21 protein-coding genes and 1 pseudogene are annotated in these 26304 nt (G+C 73.6%); 5 read left to right on the forward strand and 17 right to left on the reverse strand.

What is annotated here, in order from left to right; genetic code table 11:
- Nucleotides 1-154: 154 nt before the first annotated feature.
- Nucleotides 155-313: pseudogene (locus ACH4ZA_RS03775) on the reverse strand (TetR/AcrR family transcriptional regulator); the annotation flags it as partial.
- 512 nt (nucleotides 314-825) lie between these two features.
- Between ACH4ZA_RS03775 and ACH4ZA_RS03780 the strand changes: the two are divergent.
- Complete coding sequence (locus ACH4ZA_RS03780; RefSeq protein ID WP_398427846.1) at nucleotides 826-1779, forward strand: hypothetical protein; 954 nt, start codon at nucleotides 826-828, stop codon at nucleotides 1777-1779.
- Nucleotides 1780-1966: 187 nt separating this feature from the next.
- On the opposite strand, the gene ACH4ZA_RS03785 is transcribed toward ACH4ZA_RS03780, so the two are convergent.
- Nucleotides 1967-4165: an MMPL family transporter gene (locus tag ACH4ZA_RS03785; RefSeq protein ID WP_319281370.1), complete on the reverse strand. Its 2199-nt coding sequence runs from the start codon at nucleotides 4163-4165 to the stop codon at nucleotides 1967-1969.
- A 347-nt stretch (nucleotides 4166-4512) separates the two neighbouring features.
- Between ACH4ZA_RS03785 and ACH4ZA_RS03790 the strand changes: the two genes are divergently transcribed.
- The 3 genes from ACH4ZA_RS03790 to ACH4ZA_RS03800 all read left to right on the forward strand — a co-directional run bounded on the left by ACH4ZA_RS03790 (nucleotide 4513) and on the right by ACH4ZA_RS03800 (nucleotide 7217).
- Nucleotides 4513-5937, forward strand: a complete 1425-nt coding sequence (locus ACH4ZA_RS03790) for an FAD-dependent oxidoreductase (protein ID WP_319281369.1) — start codon at nucleotides 4513-4515, stop codon at nucleotides 5935-5937.
- 35 nt (nucleotides 5938-5972) lie between these two features.
- Nucleotides 5973-6458 (forward strand): SRPBCC family protein, encoded by a 486-nt coding sequence (locus tag ACH4ZA_RS03795; protein WP_319281368.1) that lies wholly within the window; start codon nucleotides 5973-5975, stop codon nucleotides 6456-6458.
- Nucleotides 6459-6629: 171 nt separating this feature from the next.
- Nucleotides 6630-7217 carry a TetR/AcrR family transcriptional regulator gene (locus ACH4ZA_RS03800; protein ID WP_319281367.1) on the forward strand — a complete coding sequence of 196 codons (588 nt, stop codon included), beginning with the start codon at nucleotides 6630-6632 and terminating at the stop codon, nucleotides 7215-7217.
- Between the two features lie 148 nt (nucleotides 7218-7365).
- Here ACH4ZA_RS03800 and ACH4ZA_RS03805 read toward each other — a convergent pair whose 3' ends face one another.
- The 3 genes from ACH4ZA_RS03805 to ACH4ZA_RS03815 form a co-directional block, all read right to left on the reverse strand.
- On the reverse strand, nucleotides 7366-8136 hold the full coding sequence (locus tag ACH4ZA_RS03805; protein ID WP_319281366.1) for a helix-turn-helix domain-containing protein: 771 nt from the start codon (nucleotides 8134-8136) through the stop codon (nucleotides 7366-7368).
- Between the two features lie 87 nt (nucleotides 8137-8223).
- Entirely contained in the window at nucleotides 8224-9201 is a 978-nt protein-coding gene (locus tag ACH4ZA_RS03810; protein ID WP_398427848.1) for an alpha/beta hydrolase, read from the reverse strand.
- Nucleotides 9202-9467: 266 nt separating this feature from the next.
- Nucleotides 9468-12263 (reverse strand): AAA family ATPase, encoded by a 2796-nt coding sequence (locus tag ACH4ZA_RS03815; protein WP_398427850.1) that lies wholly within the window; start codon nucleotides 12261-12263, stop codon nucleotides 9468-9470.
- 387 nt (nucleotides 12264-12650) lie between these two features.
- Here ACH4ZA_RS03815 and ACH4ZA_RS03820 point away from each other — a divergent pair, with 387 nt between their 5' ends.
- Nucleotides 12651-13412 carry a phosphatase PAP2 family protein gene (locus ACH4ZA_RS03820; protein ID WP_398427852.1) on the forward strand — a complete coding sequence of 254 codons (762 nt, stop codon included), beginning with the start codon at nucleotides 12651-12653 and terminating at the stop codon, nucleotides 13410-13412.
- Between the two features lie 39 nt (nucleotides 13413-13451).
- On the opposite strand, the gene ACH4ZA_RS03825 is transcribed toward ACH4ZA_RS03820, so the two are convergent.
- Genes ACH4ZA_RS03825 through ACH4ZA_RS03880 form a run of 12 tightly spaced genes read right to left on the reverse strand, consistent with a single transcriptional unit; the run spans nucleotide 13452 to nucleotide 26304 of the window.
- Nucleotides 13452-14786, reverse strand: a complete 1335-nt coding sequence (locus ACH4ZA_RS03825; protein WP_398427854.1) for a glutamate-1-semialdehyde 2,1-aminomutase — start codon at nucleotides 14784-14786, stop codon at nucleotides 13452-13454.
- Nucleotides 14787-14793: 7 nt separating this feature from the next.
- Nucleotides 14794-15345, reverse strand: a complete 552-nt coding sequence (rfbC, locus tag ACH4ZA_RS03830; RefSeq protein ID WP_319281362.1) for a dTDP-4-dehydrorhamnose 3,5-epimerase — start codon at nucleotides 15343-15345, stop codon at nucleotides 14794-14796.
- Nucleotides 15342-16628, reverse strand: coding sequence for a polysaccharide pyruvyl transferase family protein (locus ACH4ZA_RS03835; RefSeq protein WP_398427855.1), 1287 nt, complete (start codon nucleotides 16626-16628; stop codon nucleotides 15342-15344). Before ACH4ZA_RS03835 ends, rfbC begins: the two co-directional genes overlap by 4 nt.
- On the reverse strand, nucleotides 16625-17572 hold the full coding sequence (locus ACH4ZA_RS03840) for a glycosyltransferase family 2 protein (RefSeq protein ID WP_319281360.1): 948 nt from the start codon (nucleotides 17570-17572) through the stop codon (nucleotides 16625-16627). The genes ACH4ZA_RS03835 and ACH4ZA_RS03840 overlap by 4 nt, the downstream gene beginning before the upstream one ends.
- Complete coding sequence (locus ACH4ZA_RS03845) at nucleotides 17569-18867, reverse strand: hypothetical protein (protein ID WP_398427857.1); 1299 nt, start codon at nucleotides 18865-18867, stop codon at nucleotides 17569-17571. Before ACH4ZA_RS03845 ends, ACH4ZA_RS03840 begins: the two co-directional genes overlap by 4 nt.
- The gene (locus tag ACH4ZA_RS03850; RefSeq protein WP_398427858.1) at nucleotides 18864-20147 is read right to left on the reverse strand and encodes a DUF4910 domain-containing protein; all 1284 of its coding nucleotides are present in this window, start codon (nucleotides 20145-20147) and stop codon (nucleotides 18864-18866) included. Before ACH4ZA_RS03850 ends, ACH4ZA_RS03845 begins: the two co-directional genes overlap by 4 nt.
- Entirely contained in the window at nucleotides 20135-21160 is a 1026-nt protein-coding gene (locus ACH4ZA_RS03855) for an SDR family oxidoreductase (protein ID WP_319281579.1), read from the reverse strand. Before ACH4ZA_RS03855 ends, ACH4ZA_RS03850 begins: the two co-directional genes overlap by 13 nt.
- Before the next feature lie 3 nt (nucleotides 21161-21163).
- Nucleotides 21164-21811: a PIG-L deacetylase family protein gene (locus ACH4ZA_RS03860; protein WP_319281581.1), complete on the reverse strand. Its 648-nt coding sequence runs from the start codon at nucleotides 21809-21811 to the stop codon at nucleotides 21164-21166.
- Nucleotides 21808-22617 carry a glucose-1-phosphate cytidylyltransferase gene (locus ACH4ZA_RS03865; RefSeq protein ID WP_319281583.1) on the reverse strand — a complete coding sequence of 270 codons (810 nt, stop codon included), beginning with the start codon at nucleotides 22615-22617 and terminating at the stop codon, nucleotides 21808-21810. Before ACH4ZA_RS03865 ends, ACH4ZA_RS03860 begins: the two co-directional genes overlap by 4 nt.
- Nucleotides 22614-23849: a class I SAM-dependent methyltransferase gene (locus tag ACH4ZA_RS03870; protein ID WP_319281585.1), complete on the reverse strand. Its 1236-nt coding sequence runs from the start codon at nucleotides 23847-23849 to the stop codon at nucleotides 22614-22616. Before ACH4ZA_RS03870 ends, ACH4ZA_RS03865 begins: the two co-directional genes overlap by 4 nt.
- Complete coding sequence (locus tag ACH4ZA_RS03875; protein WP_319281587.1) at nucleotides 23846-25054, reverse strand: glycosyltransferase; 1209 nt, start codon at nucleotides 25052-25054, stop codon at nucleotides 23846-23848. The genes ACH4ZA_RS03870 and ACH4ZA_RS03875 overlap by 4 nt, the downstream gene beginning before the upstream one ends.
- 2 nt (nucleotides 25055-25056) lie before the next feature.
- Nucleotides 25057-26304 carry an O-antigen ligase domain-containing protein gene (locus ACH4ZA_RS03880; protein ID WP_319281589.1) on the reverse strand — a complete coding sequence of 416 codons (1248 nt, stop codon included), beginning with the start codon at nucleotides 26302-26304 and terminating at the stop codon, nucleotides 25057-25059.

Raw genomic sequence — 26304 nt, forward strand, 5'->3', positions numbered from 1 at the left:
CTACACCATGGTCATCGGCTACCGACCAGCGTGAGTACTCGAGCCTTCACTCACACCAGACCCGTGACCTGCGCAATCACGATGCACGCAACTCATTGCGTCTGAGGGGGCGACAGAGGTTCCGCTCGGCGCGGTCATGACGTCGGACGCGGCAGCGCACGCCTGCCGCGTCGAGCAGGGTGGTCACGGTGGGGGCGATGAGCCCGGCCTGCGTTTCGGCTTCGGTGCCCGCACGGGCGCTCGCGCCGTCGAAGACCAGGATCCGCTGCCGGGCGAGCAGGTCCGGGTCGATCGCCCCGCCCGCTTCCTCGTCGCGGCCCGCTCGCGTACCCCGGGATCAAGGCGCCCGTCCACCTCGTCCACGGGGGAGAAGGACCGGTCCCGCCCCTCGGACCGGGAAGCCGACAGACGACTGCTTCCGGCCGCCGACTTCACACAGGTCGCCGGCGCCGGCCACTTCATCGCCCTGGAACGCCCCGACGTGCTGGCCGGCCTGCTCGACGCGGTGGCCTGACCCTCGCGACCGTCGGCCCGGGGAGCAGGGGCGCGGCTCCCGCACCCTGGGTTCGGCATTTCCGCAGCGATCACCGTCATCGGAGCCGGAGCGATCGGGCGCGACAGCCGCCCTCGGCCCTCGGCGCGGGCACTGCTCGGTCCGGGTGGGCGCCGGCGTGCCGTCGGACGGATCCGGTTCGGGGCGGAGGGTGCATCGGCGGTGACGATATGCTTACATGCCCGTTCGGAAACCCCGCCTGCCCTCGTCGAGGGCGTCGGAGGGGGAGTGGCAGCCGGTCGGGCCGGGCACGGCCAGGGGGAGGCGATGGGATGCGGCAGGCAGGCGTGCTCGACGTCGGGTGCCACAGCGCCCTGCTGACGGTGATGCGGCGGCGTCCGGGCACGGTGCTGGAGCCGGTGTACTCCCGCAAGGTCCGGCTGAGACTGCACGAGACCCTCGACCGCAAGGGGCGTGTGGGCAAGGTCGGCGTGCAGAGTGTCGAGCGGGCGGTGGCCGAGGCCGTCGCCGCCGATCCGGGTCTGTCCGGACCGGAGGTGTTCGCGTTCGCGACCTCCGTGATCCGGGACGCGCCCAACCGCGAGGAGATCATCGCGCAAGTGGCGCGCACCACCGGCACCCGGCTGCGCGTGCTGCCCGGCGAGGAAGAGGCGCGGCTGGCCTATGTGGCCGCACGCCGATGGGCCGGCCCGACGGCCGGGCAGTTGCTGGTCCTGGACATCGGCGGCGGCACCGTGGAGATCGCCGCCGGCACCGGGGACCAGCCCCGCCTCGTCCACTCGCTGCCGCTGGGCGCCCGCAGGATCACCCGCGACCGGCTGCCCGGCGGCACGGTGCCGTCCGGCCAGAGTCCGGCGGAGATCCTGCAACACCTCCGCCGGTCCCTGGCAGCCGTCCCCGACCTGCCGCAGGCCGAGCCGGGAGGGCGGGTGCTGGCCTGCTCCAAGACCTTCGAACAGCTGGGCCGGCTCGCCGCCGCGCAGGGCAGGAGGCAGCGGGCCCGAGGGCGGCTGACGCTGCCCCGACTGCGGACGGCGGTCTCCCTGCTGGCCGACACGGCGACGTCCCGACGTGCCGAGCTGCCGGGCATCTCCCGGCACCGCGCCGAGCAGTCCCTGGCCGGAGCCCTGATCGCGCAGGCGCTCATGGAGGCCTGCGGGGCCAGGAGTGTCGAGGTCTGCCCCTGGTCCACCCGGGAAGGGCTGCTGCTCGAACGCCTCGGCATGGTCCCCGCCCCGGCCGGCCGGCCCCGCCTCGCCGGCTGAGCGGGGCGGCGCGACTCCTGCGGCCCGTCCGACGGGCGGCCGCCCTCCCGTCGTGGCGCCGTCGTCCCGGTGACCTCGCCGGGCTGTGCCGGTACGGGGCGAGGCCCTGGCCCGGAGGTCGCGCCCCTCCGGGCCAGGGCCTCGCCCTGTGCGCGGCCGGCGCGTTCGCCGGGTGCGCCCTGCCGGTTCAGGAGACTCGCTCGGGTTCCCTGGGCTCCTCTTCCGGGGCCTTCTCCAGGCGCGTGCCCTCGACGTCGAGGTCGGGCAGGACGCGGTCCAGCCAGGCGGGGAGCCACCAGGCGTGCCGTCCGGCGAGGGCGAGGACCGCCGGGACGAGGGTCAGACGGACGGCGAAGGCGTCGATGGCCACGCCCACGGCGAGCGCGAAGGCGATGGGCTTGATCAGGGCGTCGTCGAGCGGGAAGAAGCCGGCGAAGACGGTGAACATGATCAGGGCGGCCGCGGTGACGACCCGGACGCTGTGCCGCGCGCCGTCGGTCACCGAGCGCCGGGCCTCGCCGCTGTGGACCCATTCCTCCCGCATCCCGGAGACGAGGAACACCTCGTAGTCCATGGCGAGGCCGAAGAGCACGCCGATCAGGATGATCGGCAGGAAGCTGACGACGGGGCCGGTGTGTGCGAGGCCGAGGACGTCCGCCAGCCAGCCCCACTGGAACAGGGCGACGACCGTGCCGAGCGAGGCGGCCACCGACAGCAGGAATCCGACGGCGGCCTTGAGCGGGATGACCAGCGAACGGAACACCATGGTCAGCAGGACCAGGCTCAGGCCGACGACGATCGCCATGAACGGCAGCAGGGAGTCGCTGAGACGGTTGGAGACGTCGATGTTGACGGCGGTGGCGCCGGTGACCGCGAGGGTCGCTCCCGTGGCGTGGTGGATGTGCGGGCCCGCGGAACGGATGTCACGGACGAGCCGGGCCGTGCCGGCCGTGTCGGGACCGGTCTCGGGCACGATCTGGATGACGGTCTGCGCGGGATCGTGGGTGGGCTGCGGCGGCAGCACCGCCTCGACCCCCTCGAGGTCTCGCAGCCGGCGTGCCACCTCGGCGCCGGCCTGAGCCCCGGACCGGCCGTCGGTCTCGGTCAGTACCAGCAGCGGACCGTTGAAGCCGGGACCGAACTTCTCGCCGACCGTGTCGTACGCCTTGCGTTCGGTGGAGGCGACCGGCGCCGAGCCGTTGTCCGGCAGCGCCAGGCGCAGGTCCGCCGCGGGGAGCGCGAGTGCGACGAGGACGCCGGCGACCGCCAGGACGGTGAGCAGGGGCTTGGCGACGACGGCCCGCACCCAGCGGGCGCCCAGGGTCGCCCTGCCCGAGGATCCGTCGGGATCCAGGGCCCGCCGGGCCTCCTTGCCGCCGGGCTTCGGGGTCAGCCGGGCGCCGGCGAAGCCGGCGAGGGCCGGGAGGAGGGTGATCGCGGCCAGGACCGCGACGAGCACGGCTCCGGCGGCACCGAGACCCATCACCGTCAGGAACGGGATGCCGATGACGCCGAGTGCGGCCAGGGCGATGATCACGGTGCTGCCGGCGAAGACGACCGCGCTGCCGGCCGTGCCGGTGGCCAGCGCGACGGACTCCTGCGGATCGATGCCGCGGGCGAGCTGCTGGCGGTGCCGGGACAGGATGAACAGGATGTAGTCGATGCCCACGGCCAGCCCCAGCATCAGCGCGAGCGTGACGGCGGTGGACGAGATGCCGACCGCCGGAGTGAGGGCGAGCAGCCCGGCGAGCCCCACGGCCACACCGAGCAGGGCGGGCAGCAGTGACATGCCTGCGGCGAGCAGGGAGCCGAAGGTGACGACCAGGACGAGCAGGGCGACGGCGACGCCGATGACCTCGGACGGCCCTATGTGCACGCCGTTGCTGCCGTAGGCGCTGCCGCCGACCGAGGTCCTGAGCCCGTTCCCCTCGGCGGCCTCGGCCGCCCCCTCGATCACGTCCAGGGACGACGGGCGTACCTCGGCCCGTTGCACGGAGTACCGCACCTGCACGATCGCCGTGCTCCGGTCGGCCGAGACGGCTCCCGTGGCCGCCGGGCCCATGACGGCCTTGACCTGGGGCGCCTTCGCGGCCGTCGCCTCGGCCCGGGCGATGGCCGCGGTGTAGCGGGCCTCGGTGACGCGGTGGCCCTCGGGTGCGACGAAGACGATCTGGGCGTCCGCTCCGGAGGCCTCGGGCAGTGTCCTGCCGAGCGTGTCCAGCGCGCGTTGCGACTCGGTGCCCGGCACGGTGAAGCGGTCGTCGAGCCTGCCGCCGAAGACGCCGACGCAGGTGATGAGCGCGGCGAGGACCACGAGCCAGATGCCGAGCACCAGTCGGCGATGGCGGTAGGCGCTTCGGCCCAGCCGGTGGAGCAGGACAGCCATGGCGAACTCCCAAGGTCGGTAAGGGATCTGCCGGACGTCTCGTCGCGTCGCGAGCGGACGCGGGACGAACGGCGCAACGGGTGGCCTGCGCCGCAACGGCTGCAGGCATGAGGCGTTCCGATGCCGTGGCCCGGCACCCGGCTGCTTCGGCAGCGACTTTATCACCTGCTCAAGTCGAGTGACCAAATCACTCAACCGAGACGTTCGACATTGTCACTCGACCATGTCGTCTGTATGGTGAGGTCACCGGAGCGCACAGCCCCGGGGAAGAGCCAGGTCATGGGCCTGTGCCGTCCCGCGGTGCAGGTCCTCGGCGCCCGGACCCACCCGCACGACAAGGAGTGATCATGAGCGGCACGATCGGCACGGACGGCGCGCAGAACCCGGGCGGCGCCACGTCGCACGCGGCGCGCCGGGCGGACGCGGTGGTGATCGGTGCGGGGCTGGCCGGTCTGACGGCGGCGCGGGAGCTCGTCGCGTCGGGCCGGTCGGTGGCCGTGCTGGAGGCCCGCGGCCGGGTCGGTGGCCGGCTGCTCAACCACCACCTCGGCGACGGTCGAGTGACCGAGATCGGCGGGCAGTTCGTGGGCCCCACCCAGGACCACATCCTGGCGCTGGCCAAGGAGGTCGGCGTGGACACGTACCAGGCCGCCGTGCCCGGCGACGCCGTCTACGTCCACGACGGCAAGGCCAAGCGGTTCACGGGACACACCCCTCCGGACCTGTTCGCGCTGCCCGACATCGGCATCGCCCTGGCCCGCATCGGCCGGGCCGCGGCCAAGGTGGACCCGGCCGCCCCCTGGCAGGCCCCGAACGCCCGTGAACTGGACGGAATGACCTATGAGACCTGGCTGCGCAAGGCCGAGATCACCGGCGACGCCGTCGACCTGGTCAACCTGTTCCTGAACTCCGCCTACGGCGGCGAGGCGCGCGACGCGTCCGCGCTGTTCAGCCTCTGGTACGTCTCGACGTTCGGCGACGAGACGCACCCCGGCACCATGGAACGCGGCACCGGCACCACGGGCGGCGCCCAGGACAGCCGATTCGTCGGCGGCTCACAGCTCGTCGCCCAGCGGCTCGCGGAGGAACTCGACGGCCGTGTCCATCTGTCGGCGCCGGTGCGAAGGGTCAGCCAGGACTCCTTCGGCGTCACCGTGGTCTCCGACGCCGGCGACTGGCGGGCCGACCGGGTGGTCGTCGCCGTCCCGCCGATGGTGGCGTCGCGGATCCGGTGGGACCCGCTGCTGCCGGCCCAGCAGGACCAGCTCCACCAGCGACTGCCGTTCGGCACGCTCATGAAGTGCGTGGCCGTCTACGACAAGCCGTTCTGGCGGGAGGACGGGTTGTCCGGCATGGGCCTGCTGCGCGGCGGCTCCCCCCTCCGCGAGATGTTCGACAACACCCCGCCCGACGGCGGCCCGGGCGTCCTCATGGGCTTCCTCGGCGGCACGGAGTGGCGCACGTGGGCGCACCGTCCGGCCGCCGAGCGTCGCGGCGCCGTCCTGCGCTGCTTCGCCCAGGTCGTCGGGGAGCGCGCCTTCGACACCGCCGACTACGTCGAGCAGGACTGGACCGCCGAGCAGTGGACCCTGGGCGGCCCCACCTCCGTCGCCGCACCCGGCGTGCTCAGCGAGTTCGGCCGGTGGATGGGCCGCCCCCACGGCCGCGTGCACTGGGCGGGCGCCGAGTTCTCCCCCTACTGGAACGGCTACATGGACGGCGCGGTCCGCTCCGGCCGGCACGCCGCCGCCGAACTCCTCCACCGGATCTGAGTGCGAGAAGCACCTTCGAACAAGGGATTCCTGTCATGAACCGTTTCGTCGTCGCCGAGACCGCCGTCATCGACGCCCCCCTAGGGCGGGTGTGGGACGTCGTCTCCCGCACCGACCGCTACGCCGAGTGGGTCGCCGGCGCCATCGAGGTCACCGACCACCACGGCGTCGCCACCGTCGGCAGGACCTACGCCGAGCGCAACCGCACCCTCGGCCCGCTCAGGACCGCATCGGTCTGGACCGTGAGGGAGATCGAGCCGTTCAAGCGCCGCGTCGACACCGGCACCGGCTTCGCCCCGCTCCAGGACATCACCAGCACCTTCGAGTTCCGCCCGGTCCAGAGCGCCGACGGCCGTGAGGTGACGGAGATGCTCTACCAGGTCGAGTACGCCATCGCCCTCGGCCCGCTGGGCCTGCTCCTCGACGCCGTACAGCAGCCCGCGATGCGCGCCGGCATGCGCACGTCCATGGCCAACCTGAGCACCCTGCTCCGTTCCGAGGCGCCGAGGAACGCACGCTGAGAGGCCGCGGACCCCACCCGGGCCGGTCGCCCGACCGGCCCGCATCATGTACGCGGGGTGCACCCGGCGCGCACCGGGGACATACCGGAGGCGTACCGGAGACCCACCAGCGACGTACCGAGCATTGTCGAGCGACCTGTTCGACAGACTGAGTCGGATAGGATCGATGACATGGCTCATGTGTCCGCGGCGGAGCGCCGTCCCCAACTGATCAAGGCGGCCATCGGGCTCATGGCCAGGGAGGGCGTCGCCGCCGGCAGCACCCGCGCCATCGCCGCGGAGCTCGGCGTGGCCCAGGCGACCGTGCACTACACCTTCGGCACGAAGGAGGAGCTGTACCGGGCCGTCATGGAACAGCTCACGCACGACCTGGTCGACCAGGTGACACGGGCCGCGCCCACGGACGCGAGCTTCGAGGAGACCGTCGTCGCCCTGGCCGAGGCGCTCTGGCGCACGGTGCTCGAACAGCCCGCCTCGCACCAGCTGCTCGGCGAGCTGAGCATGTTCGCGCTGCGCACGCCGCACCTGAAGGAGGCCCTGCAGAGCCACTACGGCGAGGTCCTTGCGGTGACGACGAAGCTGGTCGACGAGGCCGCCGCACGCACCGGTCACCGGCTCGCCACGCCCGCCGGGACCATCGCGAGGTTCTTCCTGGCCGGTTTCGACGGACTGACGATGCAGCACCTCTCCCTGCCGGACGAGGAGGCCGAGAGCGTCTGCCTGCGGGCCCTGGTCTCGTCCGTCCTGGCCATGGCCTGAGGCCGCCGGGTCGGCCGTCGAGTCGTCGTCGCCCGCGACGGCCGCCGGCCCCGCCGCCGGGCCCGCCGCCGGGCCCGTGCCCTCGCACGACCGGGCCCACGGCCCGGCACGCCGTTCGGCTCGCCGGCGGGTGACGGCGCGCTCCCGGTCAGAGCACCGAGTTCTGCCACTGCTTCGGGGACAGGCCGTAGGTCTGCCGGAAGACGCGGCTGAAATGGGAGGGGCTGGTGAACCCCCAGGACTGGGCCACCACGGCCACGCTGCGGCGGCGCCGGCGGAGTTCGAGACGGCAGGCGGCGAGCCGGTGCTGTCTGATCCAGGCGCCGACGGTGGTGCCGCTGGTCCGGAAGAGCTTGTGCAGGTAGCGCACGGAGATGTGGTGCGCCCGGGCTATGGAGTCCGGTGACATGCTGCTGTCCGCGAGGTTCTCCCGGATGTGCGTCTGGACCCGCGCCAGCAGCTCGTGAGCGGGATCGGCGAGAGCGCCGGCGCCGGCGCTCTCCTGGACTTCGGTGAGCAGCAGGGCGACCAGGTCGGCGGTGTTCAGGGCGAGCCGCCCGCCGACCGCCGGGACCCGGTGCCGCGAAGTCCTCGCGAGCGCCGACAGGAACAGCGAGACGCATTCCGCCAGGCCGTCCCCGCCGTCCACCCGGATCACGGGAGCACACCTCAGGGCTTCCTCCGGCACGTCGAGGAGGAAGCGCGGCACCCGGAAGAAGGCCACTTCCTCGGCGAGGTCGCCGGCAGGCGGGACCGTGCCCCAGACCACGAGGTCGCCCGGTCCCAGCACGTGCGGGGAGCCCGGACGCAGGGGCAGGCTGCTGTCGGACAGATTGACGCCCAGGTGCAGATGTCTGCCGTCGCCTCCGGCGGGCCAGGGCATCTCCACGAACGGGCGGGATCGTTCTCCTCGGGGCATCTGTGTCGTGGTGGCCTTCCTGTGCGGGACTGCCGCCGAAGGCGGCCTCACGCCTCTCACCCTCGCAAGCGGCCCCCGCCGGGCGCATCAGTAAGCTGACGGTCCGTCTTCGACGGGAGCCGAAGCCGGGTCGGCGAGCAGCCGTTTGAGGAACTGGCCGCCCTGCTCGATCGCCGCCACGGTCGGCGGACTGTCCCGCAGCACGCTCAAGGACACGAAGTCGTGCACGGTTCCGAGGTACCGGGTGGCGGTCACGGGGACGCCGGCCCGTCGCAGCAGCCGGGCGTACTGCTCGCCCTCGTCCCGGACGACGTCCGCCTCGGCCGTGACGATCAGGGCGGGCGGCAGTCCCGTGAGGTCCGCCGCGGTCGCGCGCATCGGCGAGGCCGTCGGCTCGGCGAGCGCGTCCGCGTCGTCGGCGTACTGGCGCCAGTACCGGTCCAGAGCCTCGCTCGGCAGCAGGTAGCCGGAGGCGAACTCGTCCCGCGACGGGGTGGCGGCGTGCGGATCGGTCATCGGGTAGTACAGCAGCTGCGCCCGGATGCGGGGGCCGCCCCGCCGTTTGGCCAGCATGGTGAGCGCCGTGGCCAGCGTCGCGCCCGTGCAGTCGCCGGCCAGCGCCAGCCTGCGGCCGTCCAGACCCAGTTCGTCGGCCTGCTGTGTCACCGCGTTCAGGAGCGCGTACGACTCCTCCAGCGCGACCGGGTACCGGGCCTCCGGGGCGCGGGTGAACTCGGGCACCACGAAGGCGGCGCCGCTCAGGTCCGACAGCTGCTCCGTCAGACGCGCGTGCGTCCGGGCGTCGCCCAGCATCCACCGTCCGCCGTGCAGGTACACGACGACGGGAAGCGGCCCTCTCTGCCGCGCCGGCCGGAACAGCCAGAAGCCGACGAGCCCGCGCGGGCCCACCGGCGCCACCCGGAACTCGGCCTCCGGGCCGGAGCCTTCGAACGCGTGCCCCTGCATCTCCAGCAGGGCCTGCCGCCCGTCGGCCGGTCCCAGCCCGTGCAGGTAGGGCGGGCCGGCGCAGGCGTCGACGAGTCGCTGCACGAGGGGGTCGAGCACGACGGAAGGGCGCTCCCGCCCGCCGCGGGGCCCTGCGGGTTCGGAGTTCAACGGCGCACGTCCTTCCTCGTCGTGACCGGCTGTCCGGAGCACACGCGCACCCGGCCTCGGCTACCCCACGGGGCGGCGACGACACCGGGGCCGCGACGACACCGGGCCCCGACGGCACCGGGGGGAGCGGGCCCGCCGGTGCGGCCCGCCGCGCATCACCGATCGTGGGTCACAGGTCTCACAGGTCTCACAGGTCATGGGTCACACGTCGTGGGTCACAGGTCGTCGAACAGGTCGCGGAGCTGGTTGCGGCTGCTGACACCCAGTTTCGGATACACGTTGTAGAGATGGGAGCTGACCGTGCGCGGCGAGAGCAGCAACCGCTCCGCTATCTCCCGGTTGCGCAGCCCCCGGGCCGCCAGCCTCACGATGTGGCGCTGCTGCGCGGTCAGTTCGGACAGCGGATCGGCCGGGGCGGGAGCGGTGGCCACGCCGCTCGCCCGCAGCTCGGCGCGTGCCTCCTCGGCCAGACCCGACGCGCCGAGCCGGGTGAACGTCTCCAGCGCCGTGGCCAGGAGCGGACGGGCGTCCAGGAGCCGCCGCTGTCTGCGCAGCCACTGCGCGTAGTGGAGCCGTGCCTGGGCCCGGGCGAGCGGCCACTGGTCGCCCACCGGGTTCACCGTGGCGAGCCGGAAGTGGTGTTCGGCGTCCTTCGCCTCGCCGGTCAGCGCGGCGGCGTGGTGCATCAGCAGCGTCATCCGGGTCGTCGGACGTTCCCCCGCCGCCGCGCGCACCGCGTCGAGGACCAGCCGGGCCTGCGCCTGGCGGCCCGTGCGCTGGGCCGCAGCGGCGAGATCGGCGACCGACCGGGGGGACAGGAAGTAGTGCAGCGCCGTGCCGTCCTCGTCGAACAGGGAGCGGAAGTGCCGGTACGCGGCGTCGAAGTCGCCGGCCGCCCCGGCGGCCGTGCCGGCGGCCCTCGACAGCCACGCGCGGGTGGCGCGGTTCTCCTCCAGCGCGACCGCCGTCCACGCCCCGTCCGCCGGCGGGGACCCGGGCTCGCCCCGCAGCGCCCGCAGGATCGCCTGAAGCGCCTCGACGTCGATCTGCATGTGCCGCCACTTGTGCACGGCCGCCAGCGTTCCTGTCGTCTCCAGATGCCGGTCGGCCTCCGCCCACCGTCCGGTGTCGATCAGCGTCGCGGCCATCGCCATGAGCGAGGGCGCGGCGGAGCCCATGGCGCCGTGGGCGCCGAGCGCGCGGTAGCCCCGGCGCAGGGACTCCACGCACAGGTCGGACTCGTCGGCGTACCAGGCCAGCGCGCCGACGCCGAGGATCCGGGTCGTCTCGGCGATGTCGGGCGACTGCCGCCCGGGCGACGCCGGCCGTCGGCGGACGTCCCGCAACAACGCGGCGGCATCGGCCGGATCGGCTCCGGCCAGGGTCGCTGCCACCACGGCGTCGGCGGCGTCGGTCGTCTTCAGCTCGGCGTACACGGTGTCCCGGCTCCCGCCCCGCACCCCGCGCAGCAGCGCCGCTATCGGCCGCCTGACCTCGGGCAGGCCCGACTGGTACGCCACCGCGTTCAGCACGCTGGTCAGGGCGAGCACCGTCATGGCGTCGCCGGGCGGGTTCGGCTCCAGCGCGTTCATCAGCACCTGGAAGGCCTCGCGCTGGCGGCCGAACAGGGACAGGGCCATGCCCGCGGCGCAGGCCGCCATGCCCAGCAGGTCCCGGTCCTCGGTCAGCGCGGTGATCCGGTCGTAGAGTTCGCCGACCCACGAGGGGTCGCCGGCGTTCTGGGCGGCTCGCAGCGCCTTCGCGTAGCGCCGCGCCCGGTCGGCGGCCGCGGGGCTGCACTCGGCGGACCGTTGCAGGGCCTCGCCCGCCGCGAAGAACCCGCCGAGCCGTGCGGCGAGTTCGGCGGTGTCCTCCAGAGCCGCCGCCACGGACTCGTCGTGACCGACGCAGGCGGCGGCCAGGTGCCACGCCCGCCGGGCCGGGTCGGCCGTGAGGGCGGCCGCGAGGTCCCGGTGCGCCTGCTGCCGGAGATAGGCCGGCGCCGCGTGGTAGGAGGCGGCGCGTGCCAGCGGATGGCGGAAGACCACCCGCCCGTCCAGGACGGTCACCAGGCCCGCCTCCTCGGCCGAGGCCCATGCCCACAGGTCCGGCCCGGCGCCCGCGGCCGCCATGATCGTGTCGAGGTCCTCGTACTGCGACGCCGCCGCGTAGAGGATCAGCCGCTGGGTCATGCCCGGCAGGTCGCGCAGACGGGCGGCGTACAGCTCCTGGATGCGCTCGGTCTGCGGCAGCCCGCCGCCGGGCAGCATGCCCGTGCCGCCGTCCGCCGCCGCGGCGCGGCACAGTTCGATGACGGCCAGCGGGTTCCCGCCGGCCTGTCGCAGCAGTTCGATCCGCGTCCGGCCGGTGGGCACGTGCGGCTGGGCGTCCGCGAGTTCGGCCGCGGCCCGTTCGGTCAGGGGCCCCAGCAGCACGGAGGGCAGGGCCTCAGGCACCCCCTCGGGCGGTGTCTGTCCGCGGGCCGCCAGCAGCACGTGGACGTCGGCGGTGGTGAGGCGGCGCATCACGAAGCCGAGGACGTCGAGGGAGTCCCGGTCGAAGTGCTGGACGTCGTCGATCGTCAGCAGGACGCGCCGCCGGCGTGCGACGTCGGTCAGCAGCGTGAGCACCGCGACGCGCAGCAGCATGGGGTCGGACGGTCCCTGCGCGGGAGCGACGCCGAACGCCGTCTCGAGCGCCGTGCGCAGATGTCCGGCCAGCGCGGCCGCCTCGGGCAGGACGGGGAGGAGCAACTGGTGCAGGGAGGCGAAGGACTGGCGCGACTCGGCCTCCGTGCCCTGGCAGGCCAGCACGAGCGTTCCGCTGTCCCGGGCGTGGCCGACGGCGACCGCGAGCAACCGTGACTTGCCCGTGCCGGCCTCGCCGAGCAGGATCAGCATCCGCTGTTCGCCGCCGCCCTCCACGCTCCGGAGCAGTCGGGCGATCTCCGCCTGCCGGCCCACGGGGGGCGCCTGCGGTCCGGGCGTGGTCCCGCCGCCGCTAGTTCTCATGCCGGGCCACGCTCGTCACGCATGCGCGGTGTAAGGGGGGAACGCCCCCGAACGGTTCGGCCACGATGATTCCTCGCCCTCATGTGCGGCACCCCGGCCGGTCAACGACGAGCGAGGCGGATGACGGTCATTTTGTCATCCTCGTGGCGCGGGGACGGTCCTGTCCGCCGCCGGGGCGGACGTGCCGACCGCGGTGCACGGCACGGCACATGGATGTTCCGGCCGCCGTGGGACGCGACCGCGTCGTTGTTAGGCTGGCGGCAAGGACTGGCTCCCGGGCGGGCCACGTCGGACACGACGGGGGGTTCGTCGGTGGGGAGTCGGCAGGAGGGACGCGCGGAACGCGGGGCACGCCCGCAACGCGTCGGGCCGGTGAACGACAGGCCGGTGAACGACGGGCCGGTGAACGCCCGGTCGTCGCACGCGGCGCTGCCCGCGTCACTGCGTTCGACGCTTCGGCCGGTCGCGGGGCTCGCCGCGCTGGTGGTCGTCGTTCTCGGGGTGCTGTACGCCGGCGCCGGCGTACCCGGCAGAGTGGACCGGTGGCTCGTGCGGCCGACGGCGGACAGCGTGCGGCCGCCATGGCGGACCGTCGCACTCGCCCTGGACTTCCTGGGGGAGCCCGTGGGGGCGGCACTGCTGCTCGTCGCCGTCGCGTCGGGCTGCCTGCTGTTTCGGCGTCCTCGCTCGGCGGTGCTCGTCGTCGTCGGCGCCGCCCTGACCGTGGGGGCGGCGACGCTGCTCAAGTCCCTGGTGGGACGCACCATCCACGGCGCCGACAACCTGTCCTACCCGAGCGGGCACACCGCCTTCGCCACCGCGCTCGCCCTGACGGCGGCGCTGCTCGCGGCCGGCCGGCTCGGCCTCGCCAGGGCGGCCGGCACGTCACTCGTGCTCACCGCGGCGCTGGTCGCGGGCGCGGCCATGGGCTGGGCGCAGGTCGCGCTGGGCGCGCACTATCCGACCGACGCCCTCGGCGGCTGGTGCACCGCGCTGACGGTGGTGCCGGCGACGGCGTGGCTGATCGACCGGACGGCCGACCGGTCGGCGAACCGGTCGGCGAACCGGTCGGCGGGCGGGCCGGCCGACCCGCCGGACGGTCCCGTCGCCGCTCCGCCGGCCGACGCCGGTCGGCGGGAGCGGCACTGACGTCACGGCCCGGCCGGGCCACACCGTGCCGGGCCCGTGTCACGCCTGGCGGCGGAACACGGGCTTGACCGGACGTCCGGCCATCCAGGGGCTGGGGTCACCGGCGTCCAGGGCCTTGCGGTACACCGCGCACGCCTGGGCCACCACGTCGACGGTGTGATCGATGTCGGCGTCGCTGACCGCGCTGCTGACCACGAAGGACGGGGCCAGCACACCGCCCGCGAGGAGCCGGCGCAGGAACAGGGTGCGGTACTCCTGCGACGGCCGCCCGTGCTCGTCCAGGGTGGCGAAGACCAGGTTGCTGGCCCGGCCCCGGACGACGACGTGGTCGCCGACGCCCATGCCGGCAGCGGCGTCGCGGACACCGGTGGCCAGCCGCTCGCCGAGGGAGTGCAGCCGCGCGGTGACACCCTCTTCGGCGTAGGTGTCGAGCACCGCCATCGCGGCCGCCAGGGAGTGCGTCTCCGCACCGTGCGTGGTGGACAGCAGGAACACGCGGTCGCCCGAGTGGCGCAGCCCGCCCTGCTCCATCAGGTCACGGCGTCCGGCCAGCGCGGAGACGGCGAACCCGTTGCCCAGGGCCTTGCCGAACGTGGAGAGGTCGGGGACGACGCCGTACAGGCCCTGGGCGCCCGCCTCGGACCAGCGGAAGCCGGTGATCATCTCGTCGAAGACGAGGACGCAGCCGTGCCGGTCGGCCAGTTCACGCAGACCTTCGAGGTACCCGGGCGGCGGCTCGGTGTGGGTCGCGGGCTCGAGGATCAGACAGGCGATGTCGTCGGGGTGGCGGGCCAGCAGCTCCTCGGTGGCGGCCAGGTCGCCGTAGGGGAACGCGACGGTGAGCTCGTTGGTGGCGTCCGGGATGCCGGCCGACATCGGCGTGGTGCCGATGAACCAGTCGTCGGTGGAGAAGAACGGGTGGTCGGCGCAGAGGGCCACCCGCCGGCGTCCGGTGGCGGCGCGGGCCAGGCGCACCGCGGCGGTGGTGGCGTCGGAGCCGTTCTTCGCGAACTTCACCATCTCGGCGGTCGGCACGGTGGCCAGGAAGCGCTCCGCGGCCTCGACCTCCACGACGGACGGCCGGACGAAGTTGCTGCCGCGGTCGAGTTGCCGTCGCACCGCCTCGACGACCCGGGGGTGGGCGTGGCCGAGGCTGACCGAGCGCAGTCCGGAGCCGTACTCGACGTACCGGTTGCCGTCGACGTCCCACACATGGGCGCCCCGGCCGTGGCTGATGACCGGGGCCAGGTTCTCGGGGTACTGGTCGTCGCCCTTGGCGTAGGTGTGCGCGCCCCCGGGGATCAGGGCGTGCAGTCGCTCGTTCGCCGCCCGCGACCGGGGCAGGAGGAGCTCTGCGGTGTCTTCGGTGTCCACGCCGGCCTCAACTCTCCTTGTGCTTCAGGACTTCGGCGAGGCTCGGCGCCTCCCGGTCCCGCTGGGACATCGATGTGACCGGCAGCGGCCAGGGAACGGCCAGCTCCGGGTCGTCGAAGGCGATCGTCACGTCCTCGGCCGGATCGTGCGGGCGGTCGATCCGGTACGAGGTGTCGGCGGTCTCGGTCAGCGCCTGGAAGCCGTGCGCGCACCCGGCCGGGATGTACAGGGTCGTCTGCGTGTCGCCGGACAGCTCGAAGGAGGCCACGTTGCGGAAGGTCGGCGAGTGGGGCCGCAGGTCCACGACGACGTCGAAGATCCTTCCGTACGAGCAGCGCACCAGCTTGGCCTCGCCGGCGCCGGAGCGCAGATGCAGGCCGCGCAGCACGCCGCCGGCCGAGCGGGACAGGCTGTCCTGGACGAAGGCGTCCGGGTCGAGGCCCACCGAGCGGAGCACGTCGGCGTCGAAGGTGCGGCAGAAGAAGCCGCGCTCGTCCGCGTACGGCGTCGGCTCGAACAGGTATGCGCCGGAGATCTCCGGGACTTCGATCGCTTTCACGGAGTCTCCTGCCGGGTGCGGGCCTGAGCCCGGGCGTGGTCGGGGTCGGTGTCGTGGTCGTCGTCGGTGTCGGGGGTGCGGCCGGGCGACGGGAACAGGGCCGCGGTCAGGGCGGTGAACTGGTCGTCGAGTCGCCGGGCGGCGGCCCGGTTCCGCTCGGCGAGCGTCTGCCGCAGTTTTGCCGATCGCCGCTCCAGCGACCGGAACTGCTCCAGCAGCCGGTCGGCGTCGACCTCGCGCGCCGGATGGCAGTACGCGCCGAGACCCATCTCCGCCATGAGCGCGTCGCTCTTGGCCGCATAGCTGAGTGCGAGCGTCGGGGCGCCGACCCTCAGTGCGCAGACCAGGTTGTGGTAGCGGGTGGCCACCACGGCGTCGGCAGCCGCCGTCTCCTTCATGAGATCGGCGAGCGAGGCCGTCTCCGCGGCGGTGACCAGCGGCGAGTCCACCGCGTCGAGGATCGCCGTGACCACCGGCGCGTCGCAGGCGTCGCCGGTGAGCAGCCGTACCGGCCTGCCGTCCTCGACCAGCGCGCGGACGAAACGGGTCGTCCCGTCCAGGTAGCGCCGGTGGATCTCCTCGGCGCGGTCGCGGTCGTCGTCGCCGCCGTGGAAGTCCATCACGCCGACGCAGACGAGCCCCGGCGGCCCCGAGGGCTCGTCCGCCGGCGGCGCCGGCAGGGCGAACGCGAGGTCCGGGTGGACCTCGTCGCGTGCGGTGTCCACGCCCATCGCCCTCATCGCGTCGCGCGACTGGACGTCCCGGTAGGACCGGTAGGCGGCGAGCCGCGCCGACCGGCGCACCAGCGCCCGGGTCGACCGGTTGGCGATCGGGGCGGCGCCGACGCCGACCAGCGCGACCCGGGCGCCGGACAGCCGGCCGCTCGCGCAGAGCAGGAACAGCGCGTACGGGAAGCCCCACGGCCGCAGCGGCAGCGTGGCCTCCAGGACGCCCATGCCCGGAACGATCACCACGTCGTGCCGGCGCACCCAGGCGGCGGTGCGGAAGGCGTCGACGAGTTTGCCCAGCCCCTTCCCGGCGATCGCGCCCGCACGCGACGCGGTCCGGTACTCCCCGCGGTACCAGTGCAGCCGCGTCGCGGGAATCCCGTACCGGTCCTCGACGACCTCGGGTCCCCCGCACAGCGCGTCCACGACCGCCTCCGGGTGCCGCGCGCGGAGGTACCCGAGCACCGCCTCGAGCGACCCGTCGTTGCCGAGGTTGCCGGAGCCGAGCAGCCCGAACACCCCGACACGCACCGGCGTTTCGCCCGCGGACGTCATGACCGCCGCCCCTCGCGGCCGGCGACGAGTGCGTCGACGGACACGGTGAGCCGGGCCGGATCGACCGGGGCGCGGTCCTCCACCCGCTCGCCGGCGCCCGGCCGGACCCGGCTGGTCATCCACGAGGCCAGGTGGCCGTAACAGGCACGCCGGTCGGCCGGGGACAGCGGCGCCCGCCGGATCGCCGAGACGAAGCCCCAGACGTACTCGGCGAGCAGCCGGGGCGTCGGGTGCAGCGGACCTGCCCGGCGGGGGTCCAGGTTGACGCACCGGGACCGCTTGGACGGGTTCGCCCGCTCGGCGCGGGTGGGATGGTCGCGGCGGAAGTACAGCAGCTCGGGCACCTGGTGGAAGGGCCCGTGCAGGGTGATCTCGGCGACGAACGTGCGGTCCGCGTGGTGGTAGCTGTCGTGCGGCTTCACCCGGCGAAGCATGTCGGCCCGCATCACCCCGTAGAAGTCGTCGCCGCCGGGCTCGAAGAGCAGGCTGCGGAAGCGCTCCGGCGCGTGCGGCGAGTCGGTGGCGAGCCCGTACTCGTAGGGGACCTTCACCCGGCCGTCGCCGTCGATGACCGCCTGGCCGCTGTGCGCGAGGACCACGTCCGGCCGTTCGTCCAGCGCCTCCACGCAGCGCAGCAGCAGGTCCCGCGCGTACAGGTCGTCGTGCGAGGCCCACTTGAACAGTTCGCCGCGGCACTCGGTGAACACGTAGTTGTGGTTCGGGGCTGCGCCGATGTTCCGGGGCAGCCGGATGTAGCGGATGCGCGAGTCCTTCGCGGCGTACCGGCGGCAGATGTCCTCGGTCCCGTCCGTCGAGGCGTTGTCGGAGACGACCAGCTCGAAGTCCTCGTAGGTCTGGCCGAGCAGGGCGTCGAACGACTCGGCCAGGTACTCCTCGCCGTTGTACACGGGCAGGCCGATGCTCAGCCTGGGGTGGGCGGTCATGAGGTCCTCACTTCGCTGGTGGTGTTCCGGTGGCGCTCGCGCGACGCCGAGTGCAGCTGCAGCCACCACACGGCCGAGCTGCCGACGGTCGCGGCGGCGACGCCCCAGGCCGAGCCGACCGTGCCGGCCACGGCCGCCCCGCCGAGTCCGCCGCCGACGTAGCAGGCGGAGGCGAACAGTTGACAGCGCAGGCTGCGCCGGGCCGCTGCGAGCGCCCGCAGCCCGGCCGCCGCGCCGGTGCCGAGGCCGGCGCCGGCGACGCCGAGCGTGGCGGGCACGATGAGCTGCGAGGCGGAGGGCCACACGTCGCCGAGCACGAACGCGCCGGCCCGGTCCGGCATCAGCAGCAGCGCCCCGCCCCAGAGCAGCGCGGCGGCCGCCTGCCCGCCTCCCAGCAGCAGACAGAACCGGCTCAGCCGGTGCGGCGCCCGCCGCAGCACGCGCGCCGCCTCCGCGACGGTGACCAGCGACAGGCCCATCAGCAGGGCGAGGAACGGGCCGAGCAGCAGCTCCGCGCCCCGCACCGCGCCCACCGCGCCGACGCCGACGATCGCGCCGAGCCCGTACGCCCGCAGCTGGCTCGCGCCGCTGAGGCTGACGTTCTCGACCAGGTACCGGTAGCCGAGGTCGCGCTGCTCGCGCAGCCAGCCGCGCGTCCTGCTCGTCCGGGGCCGGATCCCGGACTGGAGGCAGCCGTACCCCGCGGCCACCGCGGCGGACGCGCCCCAGGCGAGCACGAACGCGGCGACACTGTCCACGCGGGCCGCCACCACCATCGCCGGGACGAGCGCGACGCCCCACACGAGGTCGTTGACGAACGCCTTGCGTCCGGCGCCGGCGGCGAAGAACGCGAACCGCCAGGCGTCCTGCAGCAGCAGAGCCGGCAGCACCACGCCGAGGCAGGCGAACGCGGGCCCCACACGGCCGCCGAGGCCGAGCCCGACCAGCAGGCACACCGCGCCGAGGGCGGCGCCGACGCCGAGCGCGGCGCCCGACGACCGGGCGGCCGCCGCGCGCCACGTCGCCTCCGGCACGCCGCTGAAACGCACCACGAGCGGATCGGTGGCCAGCCCGCGGGCGACGTTCAGCACCACGCCGTAGGTCAGCCAGGCCAGGCTGAACACGCCGAACGCGGTCACGCCCAACGAGCGGGCCACATAGATCCCCACCGCGAAGTTGGTCATGCTGGAGGCGGCCTGGTCGGCCAGCCCCCAGGACAGCCGGCCGACGACGGCCCGTCTGGCGGACCCGGCCGGCGCCGTCGCCTCCTCCTCCCCGGCGGTCATCGGCGTCATGCCTTGATCAGCTCGGCGTCGTGCAGGGCGTCCGCCGCCGCGGCGACGGTGTCGAACGGCAGCCCGGACCGCTCGGCGACGTCCAGCAGACTGTGCCGGCCGTCGGAGAGGCTGAGCACCCAGAGCATGGCCATCTGGGCCTCTTTCGCGTCGCTGCGGCCGCCGAGCGAGTCGTACAGCCCGCGCCTGCCCAGCTGCGGCTCGCCGTAGGGGCTGAGGTTGACGTAACACCGGTTGCGGTCGAGGACGGCGAACGCCTCGCTGCACACGGCGAGGGTGTCCTCCATCGCCTCCGGGGTGACGAAGTCCGGGTTGTCCGCCGAGGTGTGGTACTCGGGGTAGCCCGCGTACGGGGTCCGGCTGAGCGAGCCCACGCCGAGATCGAATCCCGGCGAGCAGTACTGCCGCTCGTCGTAGCCGTACGGGGTGAACTCCTTGACGTCGTGCGGGCGTCCGGAGACGGCCAGCACATGGCGCAGCACCCGGTCGATCTCCGCGTCGCCGCGCCTGCTCTGCTTGTACGTCAGATGTCCCCGGTCGCCCGCGCAGGCCAGCACCAGCCCGTGCTTGACCCGCCGCACCCGTTCCGCGTTGCGGGCCAGCCAGGTGATCGCCCCGATGGTGCCGGGCGCGAAGATGAACCGGTAGGTGTAGTACGGGGTCCGCTCCGCCAGCGCCCGCGCGAGGAACACCGCCACCGCGACGCCGGCCAGGTTGTCGTTGGCCAGCGACGGGTGGCAGACGTGGCAGGACACGATCACCTCGTCGGCGACCTGCCCGGGGACCACGTGCTCGGCGTAGGTGAGGTGGCCGTCGGTGAGCGTGGAGTCGACGCGGACCTCGTACTCGCCGTCCGGCAGCGCGTCCAGGGTCTCCTGGGCCAGGCAGAACCCCCACTCCGGCTTGTAGTAACTGGTGCGGTAGGGCACCCAGGACGGGTGCTCCGGCAGCGTGTGCAGGTGGGCGCGCAGCTCGGCCAGCGGCATGGTCGCCGACACCGGCACGCTGTAGCCGAGCACGTGCAGGCTGGACGCGGCGAAGTCGACGACCCGCTTCCCGGCGGCGTCGGCGATGTACGCCTCCCGGATGTTCCACTCCTGCGGCACCGTCCAGTCGAGCACCTGCGTCCCCGTCGGCACCTCGTGCACCTGCAGCGGGACGTACTCGCCGACGATGTCCAAGGTGGCGCGCACACCGTCGCCGGTGATGCTCCGGCACAGCGGGTACAGCCGCTCCACCAGCGCGTGCATCTCCTCGCCGGCCACGGTCATCGGCGCCACCGCAGGGTGTCGTCGACGGCGCCGGCGTCGGAGGCCGCGCGCAGCACTGCGAGCCGGGTGAAACGCTGCTCGAAGGCCTCCCGGGTCAGCCCGTGCTCGCGGTAGGCGTCGGCGAGTTCGAGCGCGCCCCGCTTCACCGTCCACTCGCAGTCGAAGCCGGGAACAGCGGCGCGGAACCGGGAGAAGTCCACCCGGTAGGACCGCGGATCGGCCCCGTTCTCGCCGGTGATCACCACCTTGGAGCCGGCCACCGCCTCGGCGACCTGCTCGGCGATCTCGGCGACCGTGACGTTGTTGGTCTCGCTGCCGATGTTGAACGCCCGGTCGTGCACCGCCTCGCGCGGCGCGACCAGCGCGGCCGCGAAGGCCCGCGCGATGTCGGCGGCGTGCACCAGCGGGCGCCAGGGCGTGCCGTCGGAGAGCACGAGCACCTCCCCGGACAGCAGGGCGTGCCCCACCAGGTTGTTCAGCACGATGTCGGCGCGCAGCCGGGGCGAGAAGCCGAAGGCGGTGGCGTTGCGCATGAACACCGGGCTGAAGTCGCCGTCGGCGAGCGCGTGCAGGTCGTCCTCCACCCGCACCTTGGACTCCGCGTACGGGGTGACCGGGCGCAACGGGGCGTCCTCGGCCACGAGTTCGTCGCCGCCGGCGGCGCCGTACACGGAGCAGGTCGACGCGTACAGGAAGCGCCGCACCCCGGCCTCGCGGGCCAGCCGGGCCAGCCGCACGGACGCGTGGTGGTTGATGTCGTAGGTGAGGTCCGGCGCCAGCGCCCCCAGCGGGTCGTTGGACAGCGCGGCCAGGTGGATCACGGCGTCCACCCCGGCCACGTGCTCGGCCGTGACGTCGCGCAGGTCCACCCGGCGCCCCGGCGGGTCCTCGGGCGCCGGGCCGAGCACGCAGTCGGCGAACAGGCCGGCGTCGAGACCGACGACCTCGTGCCCGGCGGCCGCGAGCACGGGCGCCATCACGGTTCCCAGGTAGCCCTGGTGTCCGGTCAGCAGTACGCGCATGGTTCATTCCCCCAGGTCGAGAGTGAGTTTGGTGACGGCGAACGCCTCGGCGTAGCGCGTATGACATTCGATGCCGCGGATCCGGGCCAGCCCGAGGAAGGCCTCCCGGTCGTACCAGGGCCGGTGCCGCTGCGAGGGGTAGTGCTCCTGCAGCAGCCGCACCTTCTGCTCGGCGGTCTCCGTCGTCAGCGGCTGGTAGGCCGTCGGACGGCCGAGGTCGCCGTCCCACTTGACGATCTCGTAGCCGAGGACCAGGTGGTCGCGGAACGCGGTGGGTATCAGCTGCGCCAGGCCTCGGTGGTCCTGGTGCGCGTCGTCGGTGCGCGGGGCCAGGACCAGATCCGGGTCGCTCCCCAGACGCAGCTCCTCGACCGCGGCCTTGGCCTCCTCCCAGTACGCGGGCAGCCGGCCGTCCGGCAGCTTGTGCACGGTCAGCCGCAGATCGGCGCCCGGGCAGAAGGCGGCGAGCGCGGCCCGCTCCTCCTGCTCCCGGTCGGTCCCGCCGCCGGACAGCACCAGCGCGTCGACGCGGATGCCGGGCCGCGCGAGGCACAGCGTCAGCAGGGTGCCGCCGGCGCCGATGGCGATGTCGTCGCAGTGCGCGCCCACCGCGACGATCCGCTCCGGCCGCCGGGCGCCGAGCCGGATCACAGGGCCCCCGCCCCGGCGCTCGCCCCGGCGCCGTCCCGTTCCCACACGGCCCACGGACGCTCGCCCCGCGTGTAGGCGTCGTCGAGCGCCGCCCGCTCCTTCACCGTGTCGGTGGGCTTCCAGAAGCCGCGGTGCTGGTGCGCCACCAGCCGCCCGCGCTTGGCCAGTTGGGCGCAACCGTCGGCCACCAGGTCACCGCCCTGCGGGATGTGGTCGAAGACCTCCTGGCGGAGCACGAAATAGCCGCCGTTCTCCCACAGCGGCATGTCGCTCACCGCGGTGATGCCCCCCACCAGGCCGTCCTCGCCCAGATCCACGCAGTGGAACGAGGACTGCGGCGGCACCACCATCATCGACGCGCCGGCGTCACGCCGGGCGAAGTTGTCGATCATCTCCGGCAGCGGGGCGTCGGTCAGCACGTCGGCGTAGTTGGCGAGGAACATCTCGTCGCCGTCCAGGTGGTGCCGCACCCGGCGCAGCCGCTCCCCGATCGGCGACTCGATGCCGGTCTGCGCGAACGTGATCGTCCAGTCCGCGATGTCGGTGGACAGCAACTCGGTCCGCCCGCCCCGCAGCACGAAGTCGTTGGACGTCGTCTCCTCGTAGTTGAGGAAGAAGTCCTTGATGTGGTGGGCTCCGTAGCCGAGGCACAGGATGAACTCCTTGTGCCCGAAGTGCGCGTAGTAGCGCATGACGTGCCAGATCAGCGGCCGCGGGCCGACCATCGCCATCGGCTTGGGCACGTCGTCCGCGGCGCCGCTGCGCATCCGCATCCCGTATCCGCCGCAGAACAGTACGACCTTCATGACGTGACCTCGACGATGCTCAGTTCCGGTATGGGAAAGACGAGTCGGCCGCCCCAGGCGTGCACGAACGACAGCTGCTCGACCAGCTCGGCCCGCAGGTTCCACGGGAGGACGAGGACGTAGTCCGGCCGGTCGAGCGCGATCTGCTCGGGCGCCAGGATCGGGATGCGGGTGCCCGGGGTGAACCTGCCGTGCTTGTAGGGGTTGCGGTCGACCGTGTAGGGGAGCAGGTCGGGCCGGATGCCGCAGTGGTTGAGCAGGGTGTTGCCCTTGCCCGGGGCGCCGTAGCCGACGACCGTCTCGCCGCGCTCGGCCGCCTCGATGAGGAACTTGAGGAGGTCCCGGCGCACCTTGGCCACCCGGGCGGAGAACTCGGTGTACCCGGACAGCTCCTGCAGCCCGGCGGCCTTCTCCCGGTCCAGCACCTCCGCCACCCGCCGGGTCGGCTCGCCCGCCGCCTCCGCGGGCCTCGCCCACAGCCGGATGGAGCCGCCGTGCGTCGGCAGCAACTCGACGTCCACCAGCGTGAGTCCGCCGCTCGCCAGCGCCCGGATCGCGGACGCCACCGTGTAGTACTGGAAGTGCTCGTGGTAGATCGTGTCGTACTGGTTCTCCTCGATCAGGGTCAGCAGGTGCTGCACCTCGATCGAGACCCAGCCGTCGTCGGCGACCAGCGAGCGCAGCCCCTCGGTGAACCCGACCACGTCGGGGATGTGCGCGTACACGTTGTTGGCCACGACCAGGTCCGCCGGACCGTGCTCGGCGCGCACGGCCGCGCCGGTGGCCGGGTCCAGGAACGCGGTGAGCGTGGGCACCCCCGCGTCCCGTGCCGCGGCCCCCACGTTCACCGAGGGCTCGACGCCGAGGCAGCGGATCCCCCGGTCCACCACATGCCTCAGCAGGTATCCGTCGTTGCTCGCGACCTCGACCACGAAGGCGTCGGGGCGAAGGCCCACCCGCTCCACGGCGTCGGCGACGAACGTCCGCGCGTGCTCCACCCACGAGGTCGAGAACGAGGAGAAGTACGCGTACTCCTTGAACGTCTCCTCCGGCGTGATCAGCGGAGGGATCTGCGCGAGCCAGCAGTCGGTGCACACCCGCAGATGCAGCGGGTACGCCGGCTCCGGATCGTCCAGCCGGTCCGCGGCGAGGAAACTCTCGCACGGCGGGGTCGCCCCCAGATCGACGACGCTCGCCAGCGCCGCCGAGCCGCACAGTCGGCATCGTGTCATCTACTGCCCCCCATTGATTCCGTCCGACCCGCGATCGCGGTGCGGTACCCCTCCACCAGGCGCTCCAGGCCGACGGCCGGGCTGAAGCCCTGCTCGTACCGCCGCCGGGCCGCCCGGCCCATCTCCTGGTTGCGGACCGATCCGTCCGCGATCCGGCGCAGACACGACGCGAGCGAGGCCGCCTCGCCCGGCCGGTGCAGCAGCCCCGTCGTCCCCTCCTCGACGAGTTCGACGAAGGCGCCGTGCCCGGCGGCGACGACCGGGACCCCGGCCGCCATCGCCTCCACCACCACCAGGCCGAACGCCTCCAGCCACGTGGAGGGGGCCACCACGGCCACCGACCGGGCGACGGCCTTGCGGCACTCCGCCGAGTCGTACAGGCCGACGTACCGCACGTCGCCGCGGCCCGCCGCCCACGTGGCCACCTCCCGCTCCAGCGGACCCGTGCCGGCGATCACGAGCGGCACGCCCACCCCGCCGCCGGCGGCGACCTCGTCCCAGGCGGCCATCAGCAGCCGCACGCCCTTGGCCTCCGCGAGCCGGCCGAGGTAGAGCAGATGCTCGCCGTCGCCCACGCGGCGCTCGTCCGGATCGGGCACGAAGTTGTGCTTCACCGCCAGCCGCTCGGCCGGCATGCCGGCCCGCGCCAGCACGTCGCGCTGCGCCGCGGAGATGCAGAAGAACCGCTCCACGCCGGACCACCAGCGCCGCCGGTTGACGGACAGGCTGATCGCGAGCGGCGCCGTCGCCAGCCGGGAGCCCCGGTAGCAGCCGTGCCGGACGGCGGGCAGCGGCGCGGACCCGACGCACTCGGTGCACGGACGGCCGTCCCGCTGCAGCGTGCCGGGCGGGCAGACCTGCGTGTAGTTGTGCAGCGTGGCGACGGCGGGCACACCGGCGTCGGCGCAGGCCGCCAGCACCGCGGGCGACAGGAGCGGGAAGACGTTGTGGACGTGCACCACGTCCGGCCGCTCGGCACGCAGCCGCGCGGCGAGTTCCCTGCGGACCGCCGGATTCCACGGCACCAGCAGCGGTATCGCGGCCTTGCCCGGCAACGACCGGGCGGCGATGTCGTCGCTGCGCCGCTCGAACAGCCCGACCCGGTGTCCGGCCCCGCGCAGCAGCGCCACCTCCTGGTCGACGACCTTGTTCTCCCCGCTCGGCTGCGCCGAGGCGTAGCGGTTGTGCACCACGAGGACGTGCATGCTCAGGTCACCTCCGATGTACGGGCCCAGCGCGGGACGGAACGCCGGGGGACTTCGGGCCCCGGCGGGGGAGCGGGTTCGGCGGGCGCCGCCAGCAGTGAGGCGGCCACGGCCAGATGCAGGAGATACGGCGAGGCGTCCCCGAGACCGGCCTCGGTGTACGAGGCGATCGCGCAGTAGCTGATCAGGAAGATCGCGCAGGCCCTCGACAGCGACGGCGGCCGCAGCAACGCGACGCCGCCCAGCACGATGATGATCGCCGCCACCAGCGCGATGCCCGTCACGCCCTGCTCGTTGTAGACGGCCAGCCAGCTGTTGTCGATCGGCAGCCCGCCGAACGACTTGTCGCCCAGACCCGTGCCGAACAGGTGCTCCGAGGTCGTGCGGGGCGCCGCCAGCAGGGCGTGCCAGACCTTGGCCCGGCCGGTGAGGCTGGCGAAGTTCTCCTGGCTCTGCCCGCGCAGGAACCACGCCTGGACCGCGGAGCTGAACCCCACCGCGGCCACCGCGGCGCACAGCACCGCCCAGGAGAAGACCCGGCGGGCGGCGGCGCTGGTCAGCACGAGGGAGGTGATCGCCAGCACCAGCGCGATGATCAGCCCGAGTGTGGCCGTGCGGGTGTGGGTCAGCGCGAGCAGGGCGAGGGAGGGCACGACGACCACCGCCGCGCTCGTCCGGTCGGTCCGGCGACCCAGGAGGAGCAGCACGGTCAGCCCGGTGATCACCGCGGCGTACTGACCGATCTGCGGCGGGGTGAGCGGCCACAGCGCGCCCACCAACCGCCCGCCGTAGAGGTCGGGCATGGCGGCGCCCGGTGAGACGAGCAGGCCCGCGGCCACCGACCCGAGCACCGCGAAGTACATCCGGATGTGGTGCCGGACGAACGTCGGACCGCCGTCCCACCAGCGGCTGAGCAGCCACAGCGTGCACACGAAGAGAGCCAGCCGGAAGCAGCGGAACAGCGCGCCGAGTCCGGCCCCCTGGTGCACGCTGGAGATCAGGCTCGGCACCAGCAGCAGGGTGAGCAGGAACACGTAGGCGCTGGGCCGGATGCGCACCCGGGGGTTGACCAGGAGCGCCAGCGCGAACGCGGCGACCAGCGAGCCCATGGTGACCATCTGGATCAGGGAGCGGGGCAGCGGGACGATGGTCACGGCCCCGGCGGAGCCGAGGGTGTTGAGCACGAGCAGTCCCCAGACCGTCGCGACGATCTTCGACGTGGGGTCGGTGCGGGTCTTCGCGGACCTCAT

This window comes from Streptomyces sp. NPDC020597 (assembly GCF_044335095.1).
GTDB lineage: Bacteria > Actinomycetota > Actinomycetes > Streptomycetales > Streptomycetaceae > Streptomyces.